General features: G+C 52.9%; 20 protein-coding genes and 1 other annotated feature. Of the genes, 15 read left to right on the forward strand and 5 right to left on the reverse strand.

Annotation, left to right across the window (positions count from 1 at the left end):
• Position 1: 1 nt before the first annotated feature.
• From yidD to HV261_RS27910, 4 genes are all read right to left on the reverse strand, one after another.
• Positions 2–259, reverse strand: a complete 258-nt coding sequence (yidD, locus tag HV261_RS02485) for a membrane protein insertion efficiency factor YidD (protein ID WP_003023846.1) — start codon at positions 257–259, stop codon at positions 2–4.
• On the reverse strand, positions 223–582 hold the full coding sequence (gene rnpA / locus HV261_RS02490) for a ribonuclease P protein component (RefSeq protein ID WP_003844432.1): 360 nt from the start codon (positions 580–582) through the stop codon (positions 223–225). Before rnpA ends, yidD begins: the two co-directional genes overlap by 37 nt.
• A gap of 17 nt (positions 583–599) precedes the next feature.
• Positions 600–740, reverse strand: a complete 141-nt coding sequence (rpmH, locus tag HV261_RS02495) for a 50S ribosomal protein L34 (RefSeq protein ID WP_003023858.1) — start codon at positions 738–740, stop codon at positions 600–602.
• A gap of 228 nt (positions 741–968) precedes the next feature.
• A complete protein-coding gene (locus HV261_RS27910) occupies positions 969–1,124 on the reverse strand; it encodes a hypothetical protein (protein WP_423244543.1) in 156 nt (51 codons plus the stop codon).
• A 222-nt stretch (positions 1,125–1,346) separates the two neighbouring features.
• Here HV261_RS27910 and dnaA point away from each other — a divergent pair, with 222 nt between their 5' ends.
• From dnaA to HV261_RS02540, 9 genes are all read left to right on the forward strand, one after another.
• Positions 1,347–2,750 (forward strand): chromosomal replication initiator protein DnaA, encoded by a 1,404-nt coding sequence (gene dnaA, locus HV261_RS02500; RefSeq protein WP_202037345.1) that lies wholly within the window; start codon positions 1,347–1,349, stop codon positions 2,748–2,750.
• Positions 2,751–2,754: 4 nt separating this feature from the next.
• Positions 2,755–3,855, forward strand: a complete 1,101-nt coding sequence (dnaN, locus tag HV261_RS02505; protein ID WP_202037346.1) for a DNA polymerase III subunit beta — start codon at positions 2,755–2,757, stop codon at positions 3,853–3,855.
• 207 nt (positions 3,856–4,062) lie between these two features.
• Entirely contained in the window at positions 4,063–5,136 is a 1,074-nt protein-coding gene (recF, locus tag HV261_RS02510) for a DNA replication/repair protein RecF (RefSeq protein WP_202037347.1), read from the forward strand.
• Between the two features lie 28 nt (positions 5,137–5,164).
• Complete coding sequence (gyrB, locus tag HV261_RS02515; RefSeq protein ID WP_202037348.1) at positions 5,165–7,579, forward strand: DNA topoisomerase (ATP-hydrolyzing) subunit B; 2,415 nt, start codon at positions 5,165–5,167, stop codon at positions 7,577–7,579.
• Between the two features lie 209 nt (positions 7,580–7,788).
• Entirely contained in the window at positions 7,789–8,601 is an 813-nt protein-coding gene (gene yidA / locus HV261_RS02520; protein ID WP_137382189.1) for a sugar-phosphatase, read from the forward strand.
• A gap of 173 nt (positions 8,602–8,774) precedes the next feature.
• The gene (locus tag HV261_RS02525) at positions 8,775–9,785 is read left to right on the forward strand and encodes a hypothetical protein (protein ID WP_442781013.1); all 1,011 of its coding nucleotides are present in this window, start codon (positions 8,775–8,777) and stop codon (positions 9,783–9,785) included.
• Between the two features lie 5 nt (positions 9,786–9,790).
• A complete protein-coding gene (locus HV261_RS02530) occupies positions 9,791–10,912 on the forward strand; it encodes a BamA/TamA family outer membrane protein (protein WP_326929172.1) in 1,122 nt (373 codons plus the stop codon).
• Positions 10,909–12,033 (forward strand): DUF4056 domain-containing protein, encoded by a 1,125-nt coding sequence (locus HV261_RS02535; RefSeq protein WP_202037349.1) that lies wholly within the window; start codon positions 10,909–10,911, stop codon positions 12,031–12,033. The genes HV261_RS02530 and HV261_RS02535 overlap by 4 nt, the downstream gene beginning before the upstream one ends.
• Before the next feature lie 64 nt (positions 12,034–12,097).
• Positions 12,098–13,324: a YidR family protein gene (locus HV261_RS02540; protein ID WP_202037350.1), complete on the forward strand. Its 1,227-nt coding sequence runs from the start codon at positions 12,098–12,100 to the stop codon at positions 13,322–13,324.
• 1 nt (position 13,325) lies between these two features.
• Here HV261_RS02540 and HV261_RS02545 read toward each other — a convergent pair whose 3' ends face one another.
• The gene (locus HV261_RS02545) at positions 13,326–13,658 is read right to left on the reverse strand and encodes a YceK/YidQ family lipoprotein (protein ID WP_170974358.1); all 333 of its coding nucleotides are present in this window, start codon (positions 13,656–13,658) and stop codon (positions 13,326–13,328) included.
• Between the two features lie 239 nt (positions 13,659–13,897).
• Positions 13,898–13,970, forward strand: a sequence feature (ROSE (Repression Of Heat Shock gene Expression) occurs in the 5'-region of heat shock genes and acts as an RNA thermometer to modulate expression.).
• Between HV261_RS02545 and ibpA the strand changes: the two genes are divergently transcribed.
• The 6 genes from ibpA (at position 13,964) to HV261_RS02575 (ending at position 18,135) form a co-directional block, all read left to right on the forward strand.
• Positions 13,964–14,377 (forward strand): small heat shock chaperone IbpA, encoded by a 414-nt coding sequence (ibpA, locus tag HV261_RS02550; protein ID WP_040231504.1) that lies wholly within the window; start codon positions 13,964–13,966, stop codon positions 14,375–14,377. Its footprint overlaps the feature before it by 7 nt.
• Before the next feature lie 94 nt (positions 14,378–14,471).
• Positions 14,472–14,900 (forward strand): small heat shock chaperone IbpB, encoded by a 429-nt coding sequence (gene ibpB / locus HV261_RS02555; RefSeq protein WP_005121488.1) that lies wholly within the window; start codon positions 14,472–14,474, stop codon positions 14,898–14,900.
• 124 nt (positions 14,901–15,024) lie between these two features.
• Positions 15,025–16,686 (forward strand): putative transporter, encoded by a 1,662-nt coding sequence (locus tag HV261_RS02560; RefSeq protein ID WP_137382182.1) that lies wholly within the window; start codon positions 15,025–15,027, stop codon positions 16,684–16,686.
• 222 nt (positions 16,687–16,908) lie between these two features.
• On the forward strand, positions 16,909–17,256 hold the full coding sequence (locus HV261_RS02565; RefSeq protein ID WP_005121491.1) for a YidH family protein: 348 nt from the start codon (positions 16,909–16,911) through the stop codon (positions 17,254–17,256).
• Positions 17,246–17,608, forward strand: coding sequence for a DUF202 domain-containing protein (locus tag HV261_RS02570; RefSeq protein WP_137382181.1), 363 nt, complete (start codon positions 17,246–17,248; stop codon positions 17,606–17,608). Before HV261_RS02565 ends, HV261_RS02570 begins: the two co-directional genes overlap by 11 nt.
• Complete coding sequence (locus HV261_RS02575) at positions 17,605–18,135, forward strand: radical SAM protein (RefSeq protein ID WP_202037351.1); 531 nt, start codon at positions 17,605–17,607, stop codon at positions 18,133–18,135. The genes HV261_RS02570 and HV261_RS02575 overlap by 4 nt, the downstream gene beginning before the upstream one ends.
• Positions 18,136–18,142: the final 7 nt, after the last annotated feature.

Raw genomic sequence — 18,142 nt, forward strand, 5'->3', positions numbered from 1 at the left:
GTTAGTGTTCTCTGGTATCAAATGGTCCGGGCGGGACGGGATCGTCACCACCAGGGTGTAAAGGGTGGCATTTTAATACGCGTTTCACCGTCAACCAACTGCCTTTTATCACTCCAAACCTGCGCAATGCCTCAATTCCGTAGCTCGAACAGGTTGGAGTGAAACGGCAATGCGGCCCAAGCAGCGGACTGATCAGGCGTTGATAGACCCGAATGAGGGCTATCAGGACCCGCGAGCCAGGCGACAATGGCGACGCCATAATTTTTCCAACGCTTCCGAGAGAGCACGGTTATCGAGGTCGGCAACCCCTTTTTTCGCCACCACCACGAAATCCATTGCTGGAAGCTCGTGCTGACGTAAACGAAAGCTTTCACGCGTCAGACGTTTAATCCGATTACGTTCATGCGCACGTTTAACATTTTTCTTGGCGACTGTAAGACCGATACGGGGATGCCCCAGCGAATTCAGGCGGCCGAGGATGGTGATTTGCGGCGTGCCAGCCCGTTGTGGCTGCTGGAAGACGAATGTGAAATGAGTGGGAGTTAACAAACGTAACTCCCTGGGAAATGCGAGCTTAACCACTCAGGGGCTAGCTTTTATTACTTAGAAACGGTCAGACGAGAACGGCCTTTAGCACGACGACGTGCCAGAACCTGACGACCATTTTTATTTGCCATACGAGCACGGAAGCCGTGAGAACGGTTGCGCTTCAGTACAGACGGTTGAAAAGTGCGTTTCATGGCGATTTCTACCTAAACTTGAATAAATTCACTGACTTTTGCGTATACCCGAACGAATTTCGAACGACTTACGCCACAGTGTGGGTGATTAAAGAGGCCGGATTGTAATAATTGTACACTCCGGAGTCAATTCTCTTTCCTTATATCCCGTTTTTTTTCACGTGGTTTTGTGTAAAAAACAGGCAGCGTTGACGCCGTAAGGCGACCGTTACTCGCTGGGGGTAAGAATTATACGGGCTGGTGGATAAAGCGCAAGGATCGCTCGGGATCTTTATTAGATCGTTTAAGCAGTAAAGCATCTTTACTCATTAATTTTTTCAATATGCGCGCGAAAACCTGCAGCACTTCTCCAGGATCGTTTACACTTAGCCGATTCTGGATCATCCTGTGGATAAATCGGGAAGAATCTGTGAGAAACAGAAGATCTCTTTCTCAGTTTACGCTATGATCCGCGGTCCTGATCGTTTCGATGGATCCTGATCGGGTAAAAATTGCAGATAGCAATTCGCACGTCACCCTTTGCATAGGGTCTTGTCGATGTGCGTCAACAATCATGAATGTTTCAGCCTTTGTCATTTATCGACTTTTGTTCGAGTGGAGTCCGCCGTGTCACTTTCGCTTTGGCAGCAGTGTCTTGCCCGATTGCAGGATGAGTTACCAGCCACAGAATTCAGTATGTGGATACGCCCGTTGCAGGCGGAACTGAGCGATAACACGCTGGCTTTGTATGCGCCAAACCGTTTTGTGCTCGATTGGGTAAGGGATAAATACCTCAATAATATTAATGGATTGCTGAATAATTTCTGCGGAGCGGATGCCCCACAGCTGCGTTTTGAGGTCGGCACTAAACCTGTCACGCAAACGCTGAAGACGCCGATGAATAACATCGTTACGCCTGCGCATGTGGCTCAACAAGTGCAACCGCAACGAGTCGCTCCGGCGGCGCGTCCCGGCTGGGATAACGTACCGGCCCCGGCAGAGCCTACCTATCGCTCTAACGTCAACGTCAAACATACGTTTGATAACTTCGTTGAAGGTAAATCTAACCAACTGGCGCGCGCGGCGGCACGTCAGGTGGCGGACAATCCTGGCGGCGCCTACAATCCGTTATTCCTTTATGGCGGTACAGGTCTGGGTAAAACCCACCTGCTGCACGCTGTAGGTAACGGCATTATGGCGCGTAAGCCGAACGCAAAAGTGGTGTATATGCACTCCGAGCGTTTTGTGCAGGACATGGTTAAAGCCCTGCAAAACAATGCGATCGAAGAGTTTAAACGCTATTACCGTTCCGTTGATGCGTTGCTGATTGACGATATTCAATTCTTTGCTAATAAAGAACGATCGCAGGAAGAATTTTTCCACACGTTTAATGCCCTGCTGGAAGGAAATCAGCAGATCATCCTGACCTCGGATCGCTATCCGAAGGAGATCAATGGCGTTGAAGATCGTCTGAAATCCCGCTTCGGCTGGGGGCTGACCGTCGCGATCGAACCGCCTGAACTGGAGACGCGTGTCGCGATCCTGATGAAAAAAGCAGATGAGAACGACATTCGTCTGCCGGGTGAGGTGGCGTTCTTTATTGCCAAGCGTCTACGCTCTAACGTGCGTGAGCTGGAAGGCGCACTGAACCGCGTGATCGCCAACGCCAATTTTACCGGCCGGGCGATTACTATCGATTTCGTGCGCGAAGCGCTGCGCGATCTGCTGGCTTTGCAGGAAAAACTGGTCACCATCGACAATATTCAAAAGACGGTGGCGGAGTATTACAAAATCAAAATTGCGGATCTGCTTTCTAAGCGTCGATCTCGCTCGGTAGCTCGTCCGCGCCAGATGGCGATGGCGCTGGCAAAAGAGCTCACTAACCACAGTCTGCCGGAAATTGGCGACGCGTTTGGTGGGCGTGACCATACTACCGTGCTTCATGCCTGTCGCAAGATTGAGCAGTTGCGTGAAGAAAGCCATGATATTAAAGAAGATTTCTCCAATTTAATCAGAACATTATCTTCGTGACGCTATGAAATTTACCGTTGAACGTGAACATTTATTAAAACCGCTTCAGCAGGTCAGCGGCCCGCTGGGTGGACGTCCTACACTGCCGATCCTTGGAAACCTGCTGCTGCAGGTTGCTGACGGCACGCTTTCGCTGACCGGTACCGATCTCGAGATGGAGATGGTGGCACGCGTTGCGCTGATCCAGCCGCATGAGCCTGGTGCAACCACCGTTCCGGCGCGTAAATTCTTCGACATTTGTCGTGGGTTGCCGGAAGGTGCAGAAATTGCCGTTCAACTGGAAGGCGACCGTATGCTGGTGCGTTCTGGCCGCAGCCGTTTCTCGCTGTCCACATTACCTGCTGCTGACTTTCCGAATCTGGATGACTGGCAGAGCGAAGTCGAATTCACCTTGCCGCAGGCAACGATGAAGCGTCTGATTGAAGCCACGCAGTTCTCAATGGCGCATCAGGACGTGCGTTATTACTTAAACGGTATGTTGTTTGAAACCGAAGGCGAAGAGCTGCGCACCGTGGCGACCGATGGTCACCGTCTGGCCGTTTGTTCTATGCCGGTTGGTCAGTCCCTGCCTAACCATTCGGTGATCGTACCGCGTAAAGGCGTGATTGAACTGATGCGTATGCTCGACGGCGGCGACAATCCGCTGCGCGTGCAGATCGGCAGCAACAACATTCGGGCACACGTGGGTGATTTCATCTTTACCTCCAAACTGGTGGATGGCCGCTTCCCGGATTACCGTCGTGTATTGCCGAAGAACCCGGACAAACATCTGGAGGCGGGCTGCGATATTCTCAAACAGGCGTTTGCCCGAGCGGCAATTCTTTCTAATGAGAAATTCCGCGGCGTGCGTCTGTATGTCAGTGAAAATCAGCTCAAAATCACGGCCAACAACCCGGAACAGGAAGAGGCGGAAGAGATCCTCGACGTCACCTATCCGGGCACTGAACTGGAAATCGGTTTTAACGTCAGCTACGTGCTGGACGTACTTAATGCGCTGAAGTGCGAAAATGTGCGCATTATGCTGACCGATTCCGTATCGAGCGTACAGATTGAAGATGCAGCGTCACAATCCGCAGCCTACGTCGTCATGCCTATGAGATTGTAGAATCTGCAAAGGGGCTGGTTTACTTGCCATTTCGCCTTCCGGCAGTGTTCGACAAAACGCTATGCGTTTTGGACGTCTGTAAGACGGTCCGAAGGACGAGCGGAGCGAGCAAATGCTCACGTACTTCGTGTACGCTCCGCTTTCTGCGCGCTGGCGGTAGACGAACTGGCTGCAACACCCACGCCCCTTGAATGATGACGAGTTGATATGTCGCTATCCCGACTACTAATCAAAGACTTCCGCAATATCGAAAATGCGGATCTCGCTTTATCTCCCGGCTTTAACTTTCTGGTTGGCGCTAACGGCAGTGGCAAAACCAGCGTGCTGGAAGCAATTTATACGCTTGGCCATGGTCGGGCGTTTCGTAGTTTGCAAATTGGCCGCGTGATTCGCCACGAGCAGGAATCGTTTGTCCTCCACGGGCGTTTACAAGGTGAAGAACGTGAGACCTCGATTGGCCTGACGAAAGACAAACAGGGCGACAGTAAAGTACGCATTGATGGCACTGACGGGCATAAGGTCGCGGAACTGGCGCACCTGATGCCGATGCAGCTGATAACGCCTGAAGGGTTTACTTTACTCAACGGCGGCCCCAAATACAGAAGAGCGTTCCTTGACTGGGGATGCTTTCACAATGAAGCTGGATTTTTCACCGCCTGGAGCAACCTGAAGCGTCTGCTCAAGCAACGCAACGCGGCGCTGCGCCAGGTGAGTCGTTATGAACAACTGCGTCCGTGGGATAAAGAACTGATCCCGCTGGCGGAACAAATCAGCACCTGGCGCGCGGAGTACAGCGCCGGTATCGCGCAGGATATGGCGGATACCTGCCAGCAGTTTCTTCCTGAGTTTTCCCTTTCTTTCTCTTTCCAGCGCGGTTGGGAGAAAGAGAGCGACTACGCTGAAGTGCTGGAACGTAGTTTTGAACGCGATCGCATGTTGACCTACACCGCGCACGGTCCGCACAAGGCGGATTTCCGCATTCGTGCCGACGGTGCGCCGGTGGAGGACACCTTATCGCGTGGGCAGCTAAAGCTGCTGATGTGCGCCTTACGTCTGGCGCAAGGGGAGTACCTGACCCGTGAAAGCGGGCGGCGCTGCCTGTACCTGATAGATGATTTTGCCTCTGAACTGGATGATGCGCGTCGCGGACTGCTGGCCAGCCGCTTAAAAGCCACGCAATCTCAGGTCTTTGTCAGCGCAATCAGCGCTGAACACGTTCTGGACATGTCGGACAAAAATTCGAAGATGTTCACCGTGGAAAAGGGTAAAATAACGGATTAACCCAAGATAAAATGAGCGAGAAACGTTGATGTCGAATTCTTATGACTCCTCCAGTATCAAAGTCCTGAAAGGGCTGGATGCGGTGCGTAAGCGCCCGGGTATGTATATCGGCGACACGGATGACGGCACCGGTCTACACCACATGGTATTCGAGGTGGTAGATAACGCTATCGACGAAGCGCTCGCGGGTCACTGTAAAGATATCGTGGTGACGATTCACGCTGACAACTCCGTGTCCGTTACCGATGATGGCCGTGGTATCCCAACCGGTATCCACCCGGAAGAGGGCGTTTCGGCGGCGGAAGTTATCATGACCGTGCTGCACGCAGGCGGTAAATTCGATGATAACTCTTATAAAGTGTCCGGCGGTCTGCACGGCGTAGGTGTCTCCGTGGTTAACGCCTTGTCGCAGAAGCTGGAGCTGGTGATTCGCCGCGAAGGCAAAGTGCATCAGCAAACTTACGTGCACGGTGTGCCGCAGGCACCGCTGGCGGTAACCGGCGAAACAGAATTGACCGGTACCCAGGTCCGTTTCTGGCCAAGCCACGAAACCTTCACCAATGTCGTTGAGTTCGAATACGACATTCTGGCGAAGCGTCTGCGCGAGCTGTCCTTCCTGAACTCCGGCGTCTCTATTCGTCTGCGCGACAAGCGCGACGGTAAAGAAGACCATTTCCACTACGAAGGCGGCATCAAGGCGTTTGTTGAATACCTCAACAAGAACAAAACGCCAATTCACCCAAATATCTTCTATTTCTCCACCGAAAAAGACGGTATCGGTGTGGAAGTCGCGCTGCAGTGGAACGACGGCTTCCAGGAAAATATCTACTGCTTCACCAACAACATTCCGCAGCGTGACGGCGGTACTCACCTTGCAGGCTTCCGTGCGGCGATGACCCGTACCCTGAACGCCTACATGGACAAAGAAGGCTACAGCAAAAAAGCGAAAGTTAGCGCCACCGGTGACGATGCCCGTGAAGGCCTGATTGCTGTCGTATCGGTAAAAGTACCGGATCCGAAATTCTCCTCTCAGACCAAAGACAAACTGGTTTCTTCAGAGGTGAAATCGGCGGTAGAACAGCAGATGAACGAACTGCTGAGCGAATACCTGCTTGAGAACCCGTCTGACGCTAAAATCGTCGTCGGTAAAATTATTGATGCGGCACGTGCCCGTGAAGCGGCACGCCGTGCGCGTGAAATGACCCGCCGTAAAGGCGCGCTGGACTTAGCGGGCCTGCCGGGCAAACTGGCAGACTGTCAGGAACGCGACCCGGCCCACTCTGAACTGTACCTGGTGGAAGGGGACTCAGCGGGCGGCTCTGCGAAGCAGGGACGTAACCGTAAGAACCAGGCCATTCTGCCGCTGAAGGGTAAAATCCTTAACGTTGAGAAAGCGCGCTTCGACAAGATGCTCTCTTCTCAGGAAGTGGCGACGCTGATCACCGCACTGGGCTGCGGCATTGGTCGCGACGAATACAACCCGGATAAACTGCGCTATCACAGCATCATCATCATGACCGATGCGGACGTCGACGGCTCGCACATCCGTACGCTGCTGTTGACCTTCTTCTATCGTCAGATGCCGGAAATCGTGGAACGCGGTCACGTCTACATTGCGCAGCCGCCGCTGTACAAAGTGAAGAAGGGCAAGCAGGAACAGTACATCAAAGATGATGAAGCGATGGATCAGTACCAGATTTCTATCGCCCTTGATGGTGCCACGCTGCACACCAACGCCCACGCGCCGGCTCTGGCGGGTGAGGCGCTGGAAAAACTGGTTTCTGAGTACAACGCCACGCAGAAGATGATTGGCCGTATGGAGCGCCGCTTCCCGCGCTCACTGCTGAAGGAACTGGTTTACCAACCGACGCTGGCTGAAGCCGATCTTGCTGATGAAGCGAAAGTGACAGCCTGGGTTTCCCAGTTGGTTAACGTGCTGAATGAAAACGAAATGCACGGCAGCACCTGGAACAGCTTTGTGCGTAAAGACGCTGAACTGAACCTGTTCGAACCGGTGATCCGCGTGCGTACGCACGGCGTTGATACCGACTATCCGCTGGACCACGAGTTTGTGACCGGCGGCGAATACCGTCGTATCTGCACGCTGGGTGAGAAACTGCGTGGCCTGATCGAAGACGATGCGTTTATCGAACGTGGCGAGCGTCGTCAGCCGGTTACCAGCTTCGAGCAGGCGCTGGACTGGCTGGTGAAAGAGTCCCGTCGTGGCCTCGCGATTCAGCGCTATAAAGGTCTGGGCGAGATGAACCCGGAACAGCTGTGGGAAACCACGATGGACCCGGAAAGCCGCCGTATGCTGCGCGTTACGGTGAAGGATGCGATTGCCGCTGACCAGCTTTTCACCACCCTGATGGGTGATGCTGTTGAACCGCGTCGTGCATTTATCGAAGAAAACGCCCTGAAAGCGGCGAATATCGATATTTAAGCCAATCTGTAGGCCGGAAAAGGCGGTTTATGCCGCCATCCGGCAAGACGTTGTATTGTGCCCGATGGCGCGTTGCTTATCAGGCCTGCAAACGACAACCAATCTACAAAAGGGGAATCCCAATTCCCCTTTCTATCCCCCTTTTCGTAGCTGTTTTTTGAGCGGAATCGCGTTAGCATGAGGGCGGACTCATTTAATCCGGGGAACTCATGGCTATCAAACTTATTGCTATCGACATGGATGGCACACTTCTGCTGCCCGATCACACCATTTCACCTGCGGTCAAAACGGCGATTGCCGCGGCACGCGCGCGAGGTGTGAATGTGGTACTGACCACGGGGCGCCCGTATGCTGGCGTTCACAGCTATCTGAAAGAACTGCATATGGAACAACCCGGTGATTACTGCATTACCTACAACGGTGCACTGGTGCAGAAAGCCGGAGACGGGAGTACCGTCGCGCAAACCGCGCTGAGCTATGATGATTACCGTTTCCTGGAGCAACTCTCCAGGGAGGTCGGCTCGCATTTCCACGCACTCGATCGCAATACGCTGTATACCGCCAACCGTGATATCAGTTACTACACGGTGCATGAGTCTTTTGTCGCGACCATCCCACTGGTGTTCTGTGAAGCAGAGAACATGGACCCGGCGACCCAGTTCCTGAAAGTGATGATGATTGATGAACCAGAGATCCTCGATAAAGCCATCTCGCGTATTCCAGCAGAGGTAAAAGAGAAGTACACCGTGCTGAAAAGTGCGCCGTATTTCCTCGAAATCCTGGATAAACGTGTCAATAAAGGGACTGGTGTAAAATCGCTGGCCGATGCGTTGGGCATTAAAGCGGAAGAGATTATGGCGATTGGCGATCAGGAAAATGATATCGCGATGATCGAATACGCAGGCGTAGGCGTTGCAATGGATAATGCTATTTCGTCGGTGAAAGAAGTGGCTAACTTCGTGACGAAATCCAATCTTGAAGACGGCGTAGCCTGGGCGATTGAGAAGTACGTCCTCTCCTGATACTCGTTATGCCTGGCTTCGGCCAGGCATAAAACATTAAGAATGTTATAAAAATCATGTTTGTATTATCAGATGTGAAATCGCACATTAATCCCCCCACTTAGCATGTAACTTCTATACTCTCCCCCCTTCTTTTATATTCTGGCGATTCCTGCCTGCAACTATGTTTCCTTATGACTAACACACGCATCCGCCTGGTGTTGATGACGTCTTCCTGTTTGGCTTTTCACGCCTGGGCTGCGACGGATTCTGGCTCAACATTGACACCGCTGTATGACTATCAGGACGATGGTCAGGCTACTTCTTTGCCGACAACACCCGCGGCTAAACCAACAACAAGCCACGCTGTTTTGCCGTTTTTAGGTGAGGAGGCACGTAAACGTGGCTACGACCTGCCTGAGCCGTTTGGCGTGAATATTAACTACATGAATATCAGGCAAAATATTAATGTAGACAGTATTAATTTCAACGGTCTTTCCCTGCGCGGTCACTCGTTGGATAACGCGTTTAAAATCAACGTCGGCAATACCCGGGAGAGAAGCAAAACCGAAACCTTAAAACTGGATGCCTGGCTACTGCCCTTTATGAACGTCTATGGTCTGATTGGCTATACCGACGGACACTCTGTTTCGCAGATAGGTGTAGGAATCAAAGGACCACGTAAATACCGCACACCAGCCAATTTGCAGAATCTGGCATTTCAGCTCGACTTTAAAGGCACAACCTACGGTGTAGGAACAACTTTGGTTGGCGGAGTGGGCAACTGGTTTACGGCTTTTGATGCCAACTATACGCAAACGCAGTTCGATATCCTTGATGGCAGTATTAATGCCTTTACCGTCTCCCCGCGCGTAGGTTATCGCTTTACCACTCCCGGCGTGGAGGCCCTGCACATGCCATCCGGCAAGTTAAATCTGTGGGTGGGCAGTATGTATCAGGATGTGCAGCAAGAATTTAGCGGCAGCCTGAACGATCTCACTATGCCTTCTGCGGCGCTGCAAAAAATGGTGGATATTGCGAACAAGGATGGCAATGGTCGCTTCGATGTCAAACAACACCTGCAATCCCCCTGGAACGTGCTGGTAGGCGCGCAATATGAGTTGACCCGCAACGTTAATATCACCACCGAAATTGGCTTCGCCGATCGTAATAGCTTCTTTGCTGCGGGAGAGTATCGTTTTTGACGCGCATCGGCCTGCTTCTGTTTTTCTGCCTGTTTGCCGGATACGTTCAGTCGGCGCTGCCGACCCGCAACGAGGTTGACGGCTGGCTGAATAAACTGGGTGCCAGCGATAACTTTAACGCCAGTAAAGGTATCGACTGGGGAGTGATGCCTGGGCCGTTTTATACCCCGGAACTGGGGCTGGGGATCGGGACGGCGGTGGTGGGGATGTATCGACCCGATCCGAACGATATGGTGAGTCAAAACTCGACGCTGACGCTGAGCGGTTACTTTAGCTCAACGGGGGCTTTTGGCATCACAATGCAAAATTATGCTTTTTTCGCCGACGATCGCTGGCGTTTCTTTCTTAATGGCGCATTAACAGATACCCCAACCTGGTACTGGGGACAGGGTTTTAGTGCCGGAGATAAAGACAGCCAAAAACAGCAATATACCGCTCAGGTCCTGGATTTGCGTCCAACGCTATACCGGCGGTTAGCACCTAACATCTATCTGGGGCTCGGCTGGGCGCTAAATACCCTGCATGCTGCGCAAATGGACGACAACGATCCGCCGAAAATTGACAATACGCCGCAGGGGGCATCGGTTCTCAGTTCCGGTAGTCGCGTGGAACTGAGCTGGGACGATCGTGATTTCGTCCCTAATCCGCGTAAAGGGCAGTATGCCGACGTGCGCTACACCCGCTTTACTCCGGAGGTGGGGAGTGATACCCGGTTTGATGAATACCAGTTGCATTACAGTCGTTACCACTCGCTGGACGATAAAAACGTGCTGGCATGGGAGGCGGATGGCACGTTTACCCAGGGAGCAGTGCCGTGGAACATGATGCCGCTGCTCGGTAGCAATCAACGCATGCGCGGTTATTACGAAGGGCGCTATCGGGATAAGAATGTCGTCAGCGGACAACTTGAGTATCGCCGCAAGCTCGATTGGCGGCACGGCGTGGTCGGTTGGCTGGGCGCGGGTACCATGGGGCCATCATTTAGTGCGCTGGACGACGGACGCTGGCTGCCCTCGGCAGGAGTCGGTTATCGCTTTGAATTCAAGCCGCGCGTCAACATACGCCTGGATTACGGCATCGGTAAAGGCAGCAGCGGTTTCTATTTTCAGGTCGGAGAGGCATTTTGAGTAGGTTGCTGAAAATCATGTCGTTACTGGCATTACTTCTCGCAGGCCGCGCTGGGGCGGTACTACCGCTGGCATTAGATCTGGCTCCGCAGGCAACAGCGAGGGCGACCACCGCGTGGCCTGCTATGCCGCCACAGCCACTGCCTAAAGGGTTACGTCCTTGCTGTGCATTTGGCTACAACCTGCATGCACAATTGCTGGGCATGCAGGTACCGTTTTATCAGCTGGATAACGTGGTCCAGGTGGGCCACCTTGGATTGCATCAGTACAACGATAGCATGCTGGCCGGGCTGGAAAACCTGACCGGCTTAAGCCGTGAAAATAACGGCATTCTCTACACCGCGCACGGTGGCTTTATTGATACCGCCCACGTGCGTGATACCGCTGATATGACGGTCTATATCTTTAGTCAGATCCTGCCGAAACTGGGGCTGGCGTTTACGCTCGATCTGGATAGCGAACTGGCTCAGCGTCGGTTAGTGTTTAATGCCTTTACACCACCAACCGATCCTGTCGCGCGTTACACGCTGACAGCCTGGCTGGCCGCTCATCTGGCGTTTCAGGTCGCGGAGTGGCATGAAATTGCGCAATGGTACGGTTTTGAGTCTGTTCCCGGATTTTCTGAAGGTGTTTCTGCTTTTTCGCCAGAAGATCTTTACTCTAACCTGCTTGGTGCCCGCCTGGCGGTGTCACTGATTCTGGAGGGACAAACAGTTTCTCAGGGGGTATACGAGGTGGCGATGGGAACGGCACTTCGCCAGGCACTGGTCCATCTTGGCGCTCAGTCGCCGGAACTCACCCGTTTCCATTTCGATATGCTGGACGGCCGCTGGTGGAACAGCCGGCGTCGGGTGCCGGAAAAGTATCTGGTGCTGCGGCGTAACTATCAGGTGGGGGATAATCGTTTGCCGACACGCGTGCCCGGCGAGCAGGCTGTTCTGCAGCGACTGGCGCTGCCGCACCACTGGCAGGGCGTTGATCTCAATGCTGTCGGAGAGTTGCAACTGTGGCCGGGTACCGCAATGGAGCGGTTACCGTCGCCCATTCGTTACTATACGTTCGAGGACTTCCCCGCTTTGGCGGTGAACGCTCAGCAAGCTGATGCGCTTGCGGCCCGCTAAAGGCTTATGGGATACGCGCTGTGCGTGGTAAAAAGGAGCGGTATTTTTTGTCCGGGACACCGCCATGAAACAAATCACTTTTGCAGCGCGTAATCATCAGCTTACCAATATCAACACCTGGACACCGGACAGCCAGTGGCTGGTCTATGACGTGCGCCCTTCCGGTGCGTCATTTACGGGTGAAACTATTGAGCGAGTGAATGTGCAGGACGGCGAGGTTGACGTCATTTACCGTGCTACACAAGGCGCACATGTCGGCGTGGTGACCGTTCATCCTAAGTCTGAGCAGTATATCTTTATTCATGGGCCAGAAAACCCTGATGAAACATGGCATTACGATTTTCATCATCGCCGTGGTGTGATTGCGACCCAGACCGCAGTGGCGAATCTGGATGCGATGGATATTACCGCGCCGTATACCCCAGGCGCGCTGCGTGGCGGTAGTCATGTGCATGTCTTTAGTCCGAACGGTGAGTTTGTGAGCTTCACCTACAACGACCATGTGCTGCATGAGCGTTCTCCGGCACTGGATTTACGTAACGTTGGCGTGGCGGTTCCCTATGGCCCGGTGACTGTGTCAGCAGATCACCCGCGTGAGTACAGCGGTAGCCACTGGTGTGTGCTGGTCAGTCAGACTACGCCGGAACCCAAACCGGGCAGCGATGAGATTAACCGTGCTTATGAAGAAGGTTGGGTAGGAAATCATACGCTGGCCTTTATCGGCGATACGTTGTCTGCCAGTGGCGAAAAAGTACCGGAACTGTTTATCGTTGATTTGCCACGCCATGAAAGCGGCTGGAAACAGCCTGGCGATGCGCCTCTGGAGGGAACGGAAGCAACAATGCCTGCGCCACCAGCCGGCATCGTTCAGCGCCGCCTGACGTTTACTCACGATCGCGCCTTCCCGGGGCTGGTGAATCAACCGCGCCACTGGGTACGCAGCAATCCACAGGCAGCCGAAATTGCGTTTCTGATGCGTGATGACAACGGTATCGTGCAGTTATGGCTCATTACCGTGCAAGGGGGGGAGCCGCGTCAACTAACCCGGAGCGCCACGGATATTCAGTCGGCATTTAACTGGCATCCGTCGGGGCGATGGCTGGGATTTGTGCTGGAAAACCGAATTGCCTGCTGCGATGCGCAGACGGGAGAGATTGAATTTTTAACGACCAGCCATGGCAACCCACCTTCAGCAGACGCGATTGTCTTTTCTCCTGATGGCCGACAGGTTGCATGGATGGAAGACGTCGACGGTTTCCGCCAGCTATGGGTGACAGAAACCGGACGTTAACTTAAGGCGCAGGCATTTGAGCTGGGGGGATAACGGCGTTGGTGGCTTGCGTTTTCTCCTCGCTCTTTTCTACGCGAGATCGGACCGAGTTATCTTTGCGAAAGAGATCCCACGGGAGCAGTACCGTATCCAGAACCGCAGTAAAAGGCATATCCAGAATAGCCAACGACTTTGTTCCCCAGTTCGTATCGCTATCGCCAATCATTGTGGCGCTGGCACGGGTGCCTGGATAGGTCCCTTCTTTCCCTCCGGTATGTGACATCACGCTGGAGCAGCCGCTGATAAAAACCATCCCGCTGCACATCATCAGTGTTAACACCATTTTTTTTATCATCATTATTTCATCTGCTAATCATCGTGTTTGCATGGTGAGTTAAAGCGATCCGTTGCGAAAATAACATCACCATCTTGTCGCACTGTGGCGGCAATCGCGATTTAACGATAACGACTGCTCCCCCCAGTGTATGCAATAGACAACAAACTGCAAAAAAAGTCAGAGGAGTACGCTTGAAAAGTTTGTATTAAGACCCACTTTTAGGATGTAGACAAATGAAGGGCATGCCTGATGGGTGTCCTGGCTACCTGACCTGTCCAAGATGGAAGGTCCAACATTCTCGCTGATTTCAGGAGCTATTGATTATGCGTAACTTTGATTTATCCCCGCTATACCGTTCTGCTATTGGATTTGATCGTCTGTTTAACCTGTTGGAAAACAACCAGGGCCAAAGCAATGGTGGCTACCCTCCGTACAACGTTGAGCTGGTAGACGAAAACCACTACCGCATTGCAATTGCCGTTGCGGGCTTTGCTGAAAGCGAGCTGGAAATTACCGCGCAGGATAATTTGCTGGTGGTGAAAGGCGCGCATGCGGACGAGCAAAAAGAACGTACTTACCTGTATCAGGGTATTGCCGAACGCAACTTCGAACGCAAGTTCCAGTTAGCGGAGAACATCCACGTTCGCGGCGCAAACCTGGTAAACGGTCTGCTGTATATCGAGCTTGAGCGCGTGATCCCTGAAGCGAACAAACCGCGCCGCATCGAAATCAACTAATTTATCTGTCGGGCCGCTTGCGCGGCCCTGCTAAGCACAGGCTTGCCGTCAGGGAGCCGAAAGGTACTTACTCGCTTCTTAGAAGGAGAATATTATGCGTAACTACGATTTATCCCCACTGCTGCGTCAATGGATCGGTTTTGACAAACTGGCCAATGCATTACAAAACGCCGGTGAAAGCCAAAGCTTCCCACCCTATAACATCGAAAAGAGCGATGATAACCACTACCGCATTACCCTTGCGTTAGCCGGTTTCCGCCAGGAAGATTTGGATATTCAACTGGAAGGCACGCGTCTGACCGTAAAAGGTACGCCGCAGCAGCCGGAAAAAGAGACCAAATGGTTGCATCAGGGGCTGGTCACTCAATCATTCAGCCTGAGCTTTACGCTGGCTGAAAATATGGAAGTCTCCGGCGCAAGCTTCACCAATGGCTTGCTGCATATTGATTTGACCCGTAATGAGCCTGAAACCATTGCTCCACAACGTATCGCCATCAGCGAACGTCCCGCATTAAATAGCTAAATAGCTCCAAGCCTTTGCCCCGCCAGAAATGACGGGGCTTTTTTGTGCTTTACCACCCATACATTGCGCCTGTACTCTGCGAGAATCCATTTACTTAATGATGTTATTCACAGGGAACAGAAGAATGAGTGATATAGCATTGACGGTCAGCGTTCTGGCATTGGTGGCGGTTGTCGGGTTATGGATCGGCAACATTAAAGTACGGGGCGTTGGTTTTGGCATCGGAGGCGTGCTGTTCGGCGGTATCATCGTCGGACACTTTGTCGATCAGGCAGGGATGACCCTGAGCGGCGATATGCTGCATTTTATTCAGGAATTTGGCCTGATACTCTTCGTCTACACCATCGGCATCCAGGTCGGGCCGGGTTTCTTTGCCTCACTGCGTGTTTCGGGACTGCGTCTGAACCTGTTTGCAGTGCTGATCGTGATTATCGGGGGACTGGTCACCGCGCTTTTGCATAAGATCTTCGCGATTCCGCTGCCCGTGGTGCTGGGGATCTTCTCCGGCGCGGTCACCAATACGCCCGCACTGGGTGCCGGGCAGCAAATTCTGCGCGATCTGGGTACGCCGGGAGATGTGGTCGATCAGATGGGGATGAGCTATGCCATGGCTTATCCTTTCGGTATTTGCGGTATTTTGCTCACCATGTGGCTGATGCGCCTCATTTTCCGCGTGAACGTTGAGTCCGAAGCTCAGCAGCATGAATCAACGCTGACCAACGGTCATACGCTGATTCAGACGATGAACATTCGTGTGGAAAACCCGAACCTCAACAATATGGCGATTCAGGATGTCCCCATTCTGAATAGCGACAAAATCATCTGTTCACGCCTGAAGCGAGATGAAACGTTAATGGTGCCGTCGCCGGGGACGATTATCCAGATGGGCGATCTGCTCCATCTGGTCGGACAGCCTGGCGATCTGCATAATGCGAAGGTGGTGATTGGGCAGGAAGTGGACACTTCACTGTCAACGCGGGGCACGGATTTGCGCGTTGAACGTGTCGTTGTGACCAACGAACAGGTGCTTGGCAAGCGGATCCGTGATCTGCACTTTAAAGAACGTTACGACGTGGTGATTTCCCGTCTGAACCGCGCGGGCGTTGAGCTGGTCGCCAGCAGCGATGCCAGCCTGCAATTTGGCGATATCCTGAATCTGGTGGGGCGACCTTCGTCGATTGATGCTGTTGCCAATGTTGTGGGTAACGCACAGCAAAAACTGCAGCAGGTGCAGATGTTGCCGGTGTTTATCGGGATCGGGCTGGGGGTGTTGTTGGGTTCAATCCCGCTGTTTATCCCCGGTTTCCCGGTGGCATTAAAACTGGGGTTGGCCGGTGGACCACTGATTATGGCGCTGATTTTGGGGCGTATTGGCAGTATCGGTAAGCTGTACTGGTTTATGCCTCCCAGCGCGAACCTGGCGTTGCGTGAGCTAGGTATTGTGCTCTTTCTCGCGGTGGTTGGTCTGAAATCCGGCGGCGATTTTGTGAATACGCTGACGCAGGGCGATGGTTTGAGCTGGGTGGGCTACGGTATTTTCATTACCGCCATTCCGCTGATTACTGTCGGTTTGCTGGCACGTATCTTTGCCAAAATGAATTATCTTACGCTGTGCGGCATGCTGGCAGGGTCGATGACGGACCCTCCTGCGCTGGCATTTGCTAACAACCTGCATGCCACCAGTGGCGCAGCAGCGCTCTCCTACGCCACCGTTTATCCGTTGGTGATGTTCCTGCGCATTATTACCCCGCAACTGCTGGCGGTGCTCTTCTGGGGATTAGGTTAAAACTGACCTGTCCAGCCAGCATATCCAGGAGTGCCTGATGCGCTGCGCTTATCCGACCTACATCGTTCACTGTAGGCCGGATAAGACGCCAGTCGCCATTACCAAGCACATCTCTCTTTTCCATTGCCTCATCACATTACGCTCCTTTTCGTTGGCGAATCAGGTTCATACTTCTTCACTGTTCCGGTATAACGACCAGACGACAATATTGAAGGAGTCGTCATGAAGATTTCCCGCCTTGGGGAAGCGCCGGATTACCGCTTCTCGCTGGCAAATGAGCGTACGTTTCTGGCGTGGATCCGCACTGCGCTGGGTTTTCTGGCGGCAGGCGTTGGTCTTGATCAACTGGCCCCGGACTTTGCTACGCCGGTCATCCGTGAGGCACTTGCTTTGTTGCTGTGTCTGTTTGCGGGTGGTCTGGCGATTTACGGTTATCTGCGCTGGTTGCGAAATGAAAAGGCGATGCGTCTGAAAGAGGACATGCCGTACACCAACAGCCTGCTGATTATCAGCGTCATGCTGACGCTTGTGGCGGTGATTGTTATGGCGCTGGTGCTGTATGCCGGATAGTCGTAAGGCTCGTCGCCAGTCCGACCCTGGTCTACAACCGGAACGGACATCGCTGGCCTGGTTTCGTACGTTGCTAGGCTATGGCGCACTGATGGCGCTGGCGATTAAGCATAACTGGCATCAGGCGGGAGCGTTATTCTGGGTTTCGATAGCTGTGCTGGCAATTGTGGCGATTATTCTCTGGCGCTACACCCGCAGCCGTAACCTGATGGATGTTACGCATAGCGATTTTTCTGAATCTCGTGCGGTGCGTGACAAATTTATGATCTCCCTCGCGGTGTTATCCCTTGCAATACTGTTTGCTGTAACACACGTTCGCCAACTTATCGTATATATCGGGAATTTTGCATGACAGTATGTGAGGACATGGATGTTAGTGAGGGGGTTTTAAAGGTGGTGATTGATCACCAGAAGAGTTTACAACCTATTGGATTGTACCGTGATTTACGACAGGGCGATGTTCGTCTCGTCCAGTTTATCCCCCTGATTAAGCGCGATGAAGCAGGCAACCTGACGGCTGAATCTGTCACACCAGAAGGGTGGGGACAGTTTTTAAATACGATATTTGATATCTGGGTTCGTGAAGATATTAATCGGGTATCTATTCAGCTTTTTGATAAAACGCTGCGTCGATGGTGCGGTCTGGCGGTGCAAATTGAACGGCAATTGACCTCACCGCAGAGCGTGCGTTGCCGGTCATGTTCCTTATCGCAATTTTACCGTGGTGATTGTCCGGTGCATGGGGATACTCACGGGGAAAATGTGCTGTGTGCGGGATATCAGGCCTTCTTTGAACACTCATCACCCCATATGCGCGTCATGCGCGATCTGATTAAACAGCATCGCTCACCGATGGAGCTGATGGCGATGCTGCGTTGAGATCAGC

Origin of the sequence: Citrobacter sp. RHBSTW-00671 (genome assembly GCF_014103415.1) — a bacterium.
Lineage (GTDB): Bacteria > Pseudomonadota > Gammaproteobacteria > Enterobacterales > Enterobacteriaceae > Citrobacter.

Excerpts from the sequence above, each read along its gene's own strand:
- yidD (WP_003023846.1), bottom strand. The coding sequence starts at position 259 with ATGGCGTCGCCATTGTCGCCTGGCTCGCGGGTCCTGATAGCCCTCATT.
- rpmH (WP_003023858.1), bottom strand. The coding sequence starts at position 740 with ATGAAACGCACTTTTCAACCGTCTGTACTGAAGCGCAACCGTTCTCAC.
- HV261_RS27910 (WP_423244543.1), bottom strand. The coding sequence starts at position 1,124 with ATGATCCAGAATCGGCTAAGTGTAAACGATCCTGGAGAAGTGCTGCAG.
- dnaN (WP_202037346.1), top strand. The coding sequence starts at position 2,755 with ATGAAATTTACCGTTGAACGTGAACATTTATTAAAACCGCTTCAGCAG.
- recF (WP_202037347.1), top strand. The coding sequence starts at position 4,063 with ATGTCGCTATCCCGACTACTAATCAAAGACTTCCGCAATATCGAAAAT.
- gyrB (WP_202037348.1), top strand. The coding sequence starts at position 5,165 with ATGTCGAATTCTTATGACTCCTCCAGTATCAAAGTCCTGAAAGGGCTG.
- yidA (WP_137382189.1), top strand. The coding sequence starts at position 7,789 with ATGGCTATCAAACTTATTGCTATCGACATGGATGGCACACTTCTGCTG.
- HV261_RS02525 (WP_442781013.1), top strand. The coding sequence starts at position 8,775 with ATGACTAACACACGCATCCGCCTGGTGTTGATGACGTCTTCCTGTTTG.
- HV261_RS02540 (WP_202037350.1), top strand. The coding sequence starts at position 12,098 with ATGAAACAAATCACTTTTGCAGCGCGTAATCATCAGCTTACCAATATC.
- HV261_RS02545 (WP_170974358.1), bottom strand. The coding sequence starts at position 13,658 with ATGATAAAAAAAATGGTGTTAACACTGATGATGTGCAGCGGGATGGTT.
- ibpA (WP_040231504.1), top strand. The coding sequence starts at position 13,964 with ATGCGTAACTTTGATTTATCCCCGCTATACCGTTCTGCTATTGGATTT.
- ibpB (WP_005121488.1), top strand. The coding sequence starts at position 14,472 with ATGCGTAACTACGATTTATCCCCACTGCTGCGTCAATGGATCGGTTTT.
- HV261_RS02560 (WP_137382182.1), top strand. The coding sequence starts at position 15,025 with ATGAGTGATATAGCATTGACGGTCAGCGTTCTGGCATTGGTGGCGGTT.
- HV261_RS02565 (WP_005121491.1), top strand. The coding sequence starts at position 16,909 with ATGAAGATTTCCCGCCTTGGGGAAGCGCCGGATTACCGCTTCTCGCTG.
- HV261_RS02570 (WP_137382181.1), top strand. The coding sequence starts at position 17,246 with ATGCCGGATAGTCGTAAGGCTCGTCGCCAGTCCGACCCTGGTCTACAA.
- HV261_RS02575 (WP_202037351.1), top strand. The coding sequence starts at position 17,605 with ATGACAGTATGTGAGGACATGGATGTTAGTGAGGGGGTTTTAAAGGTG.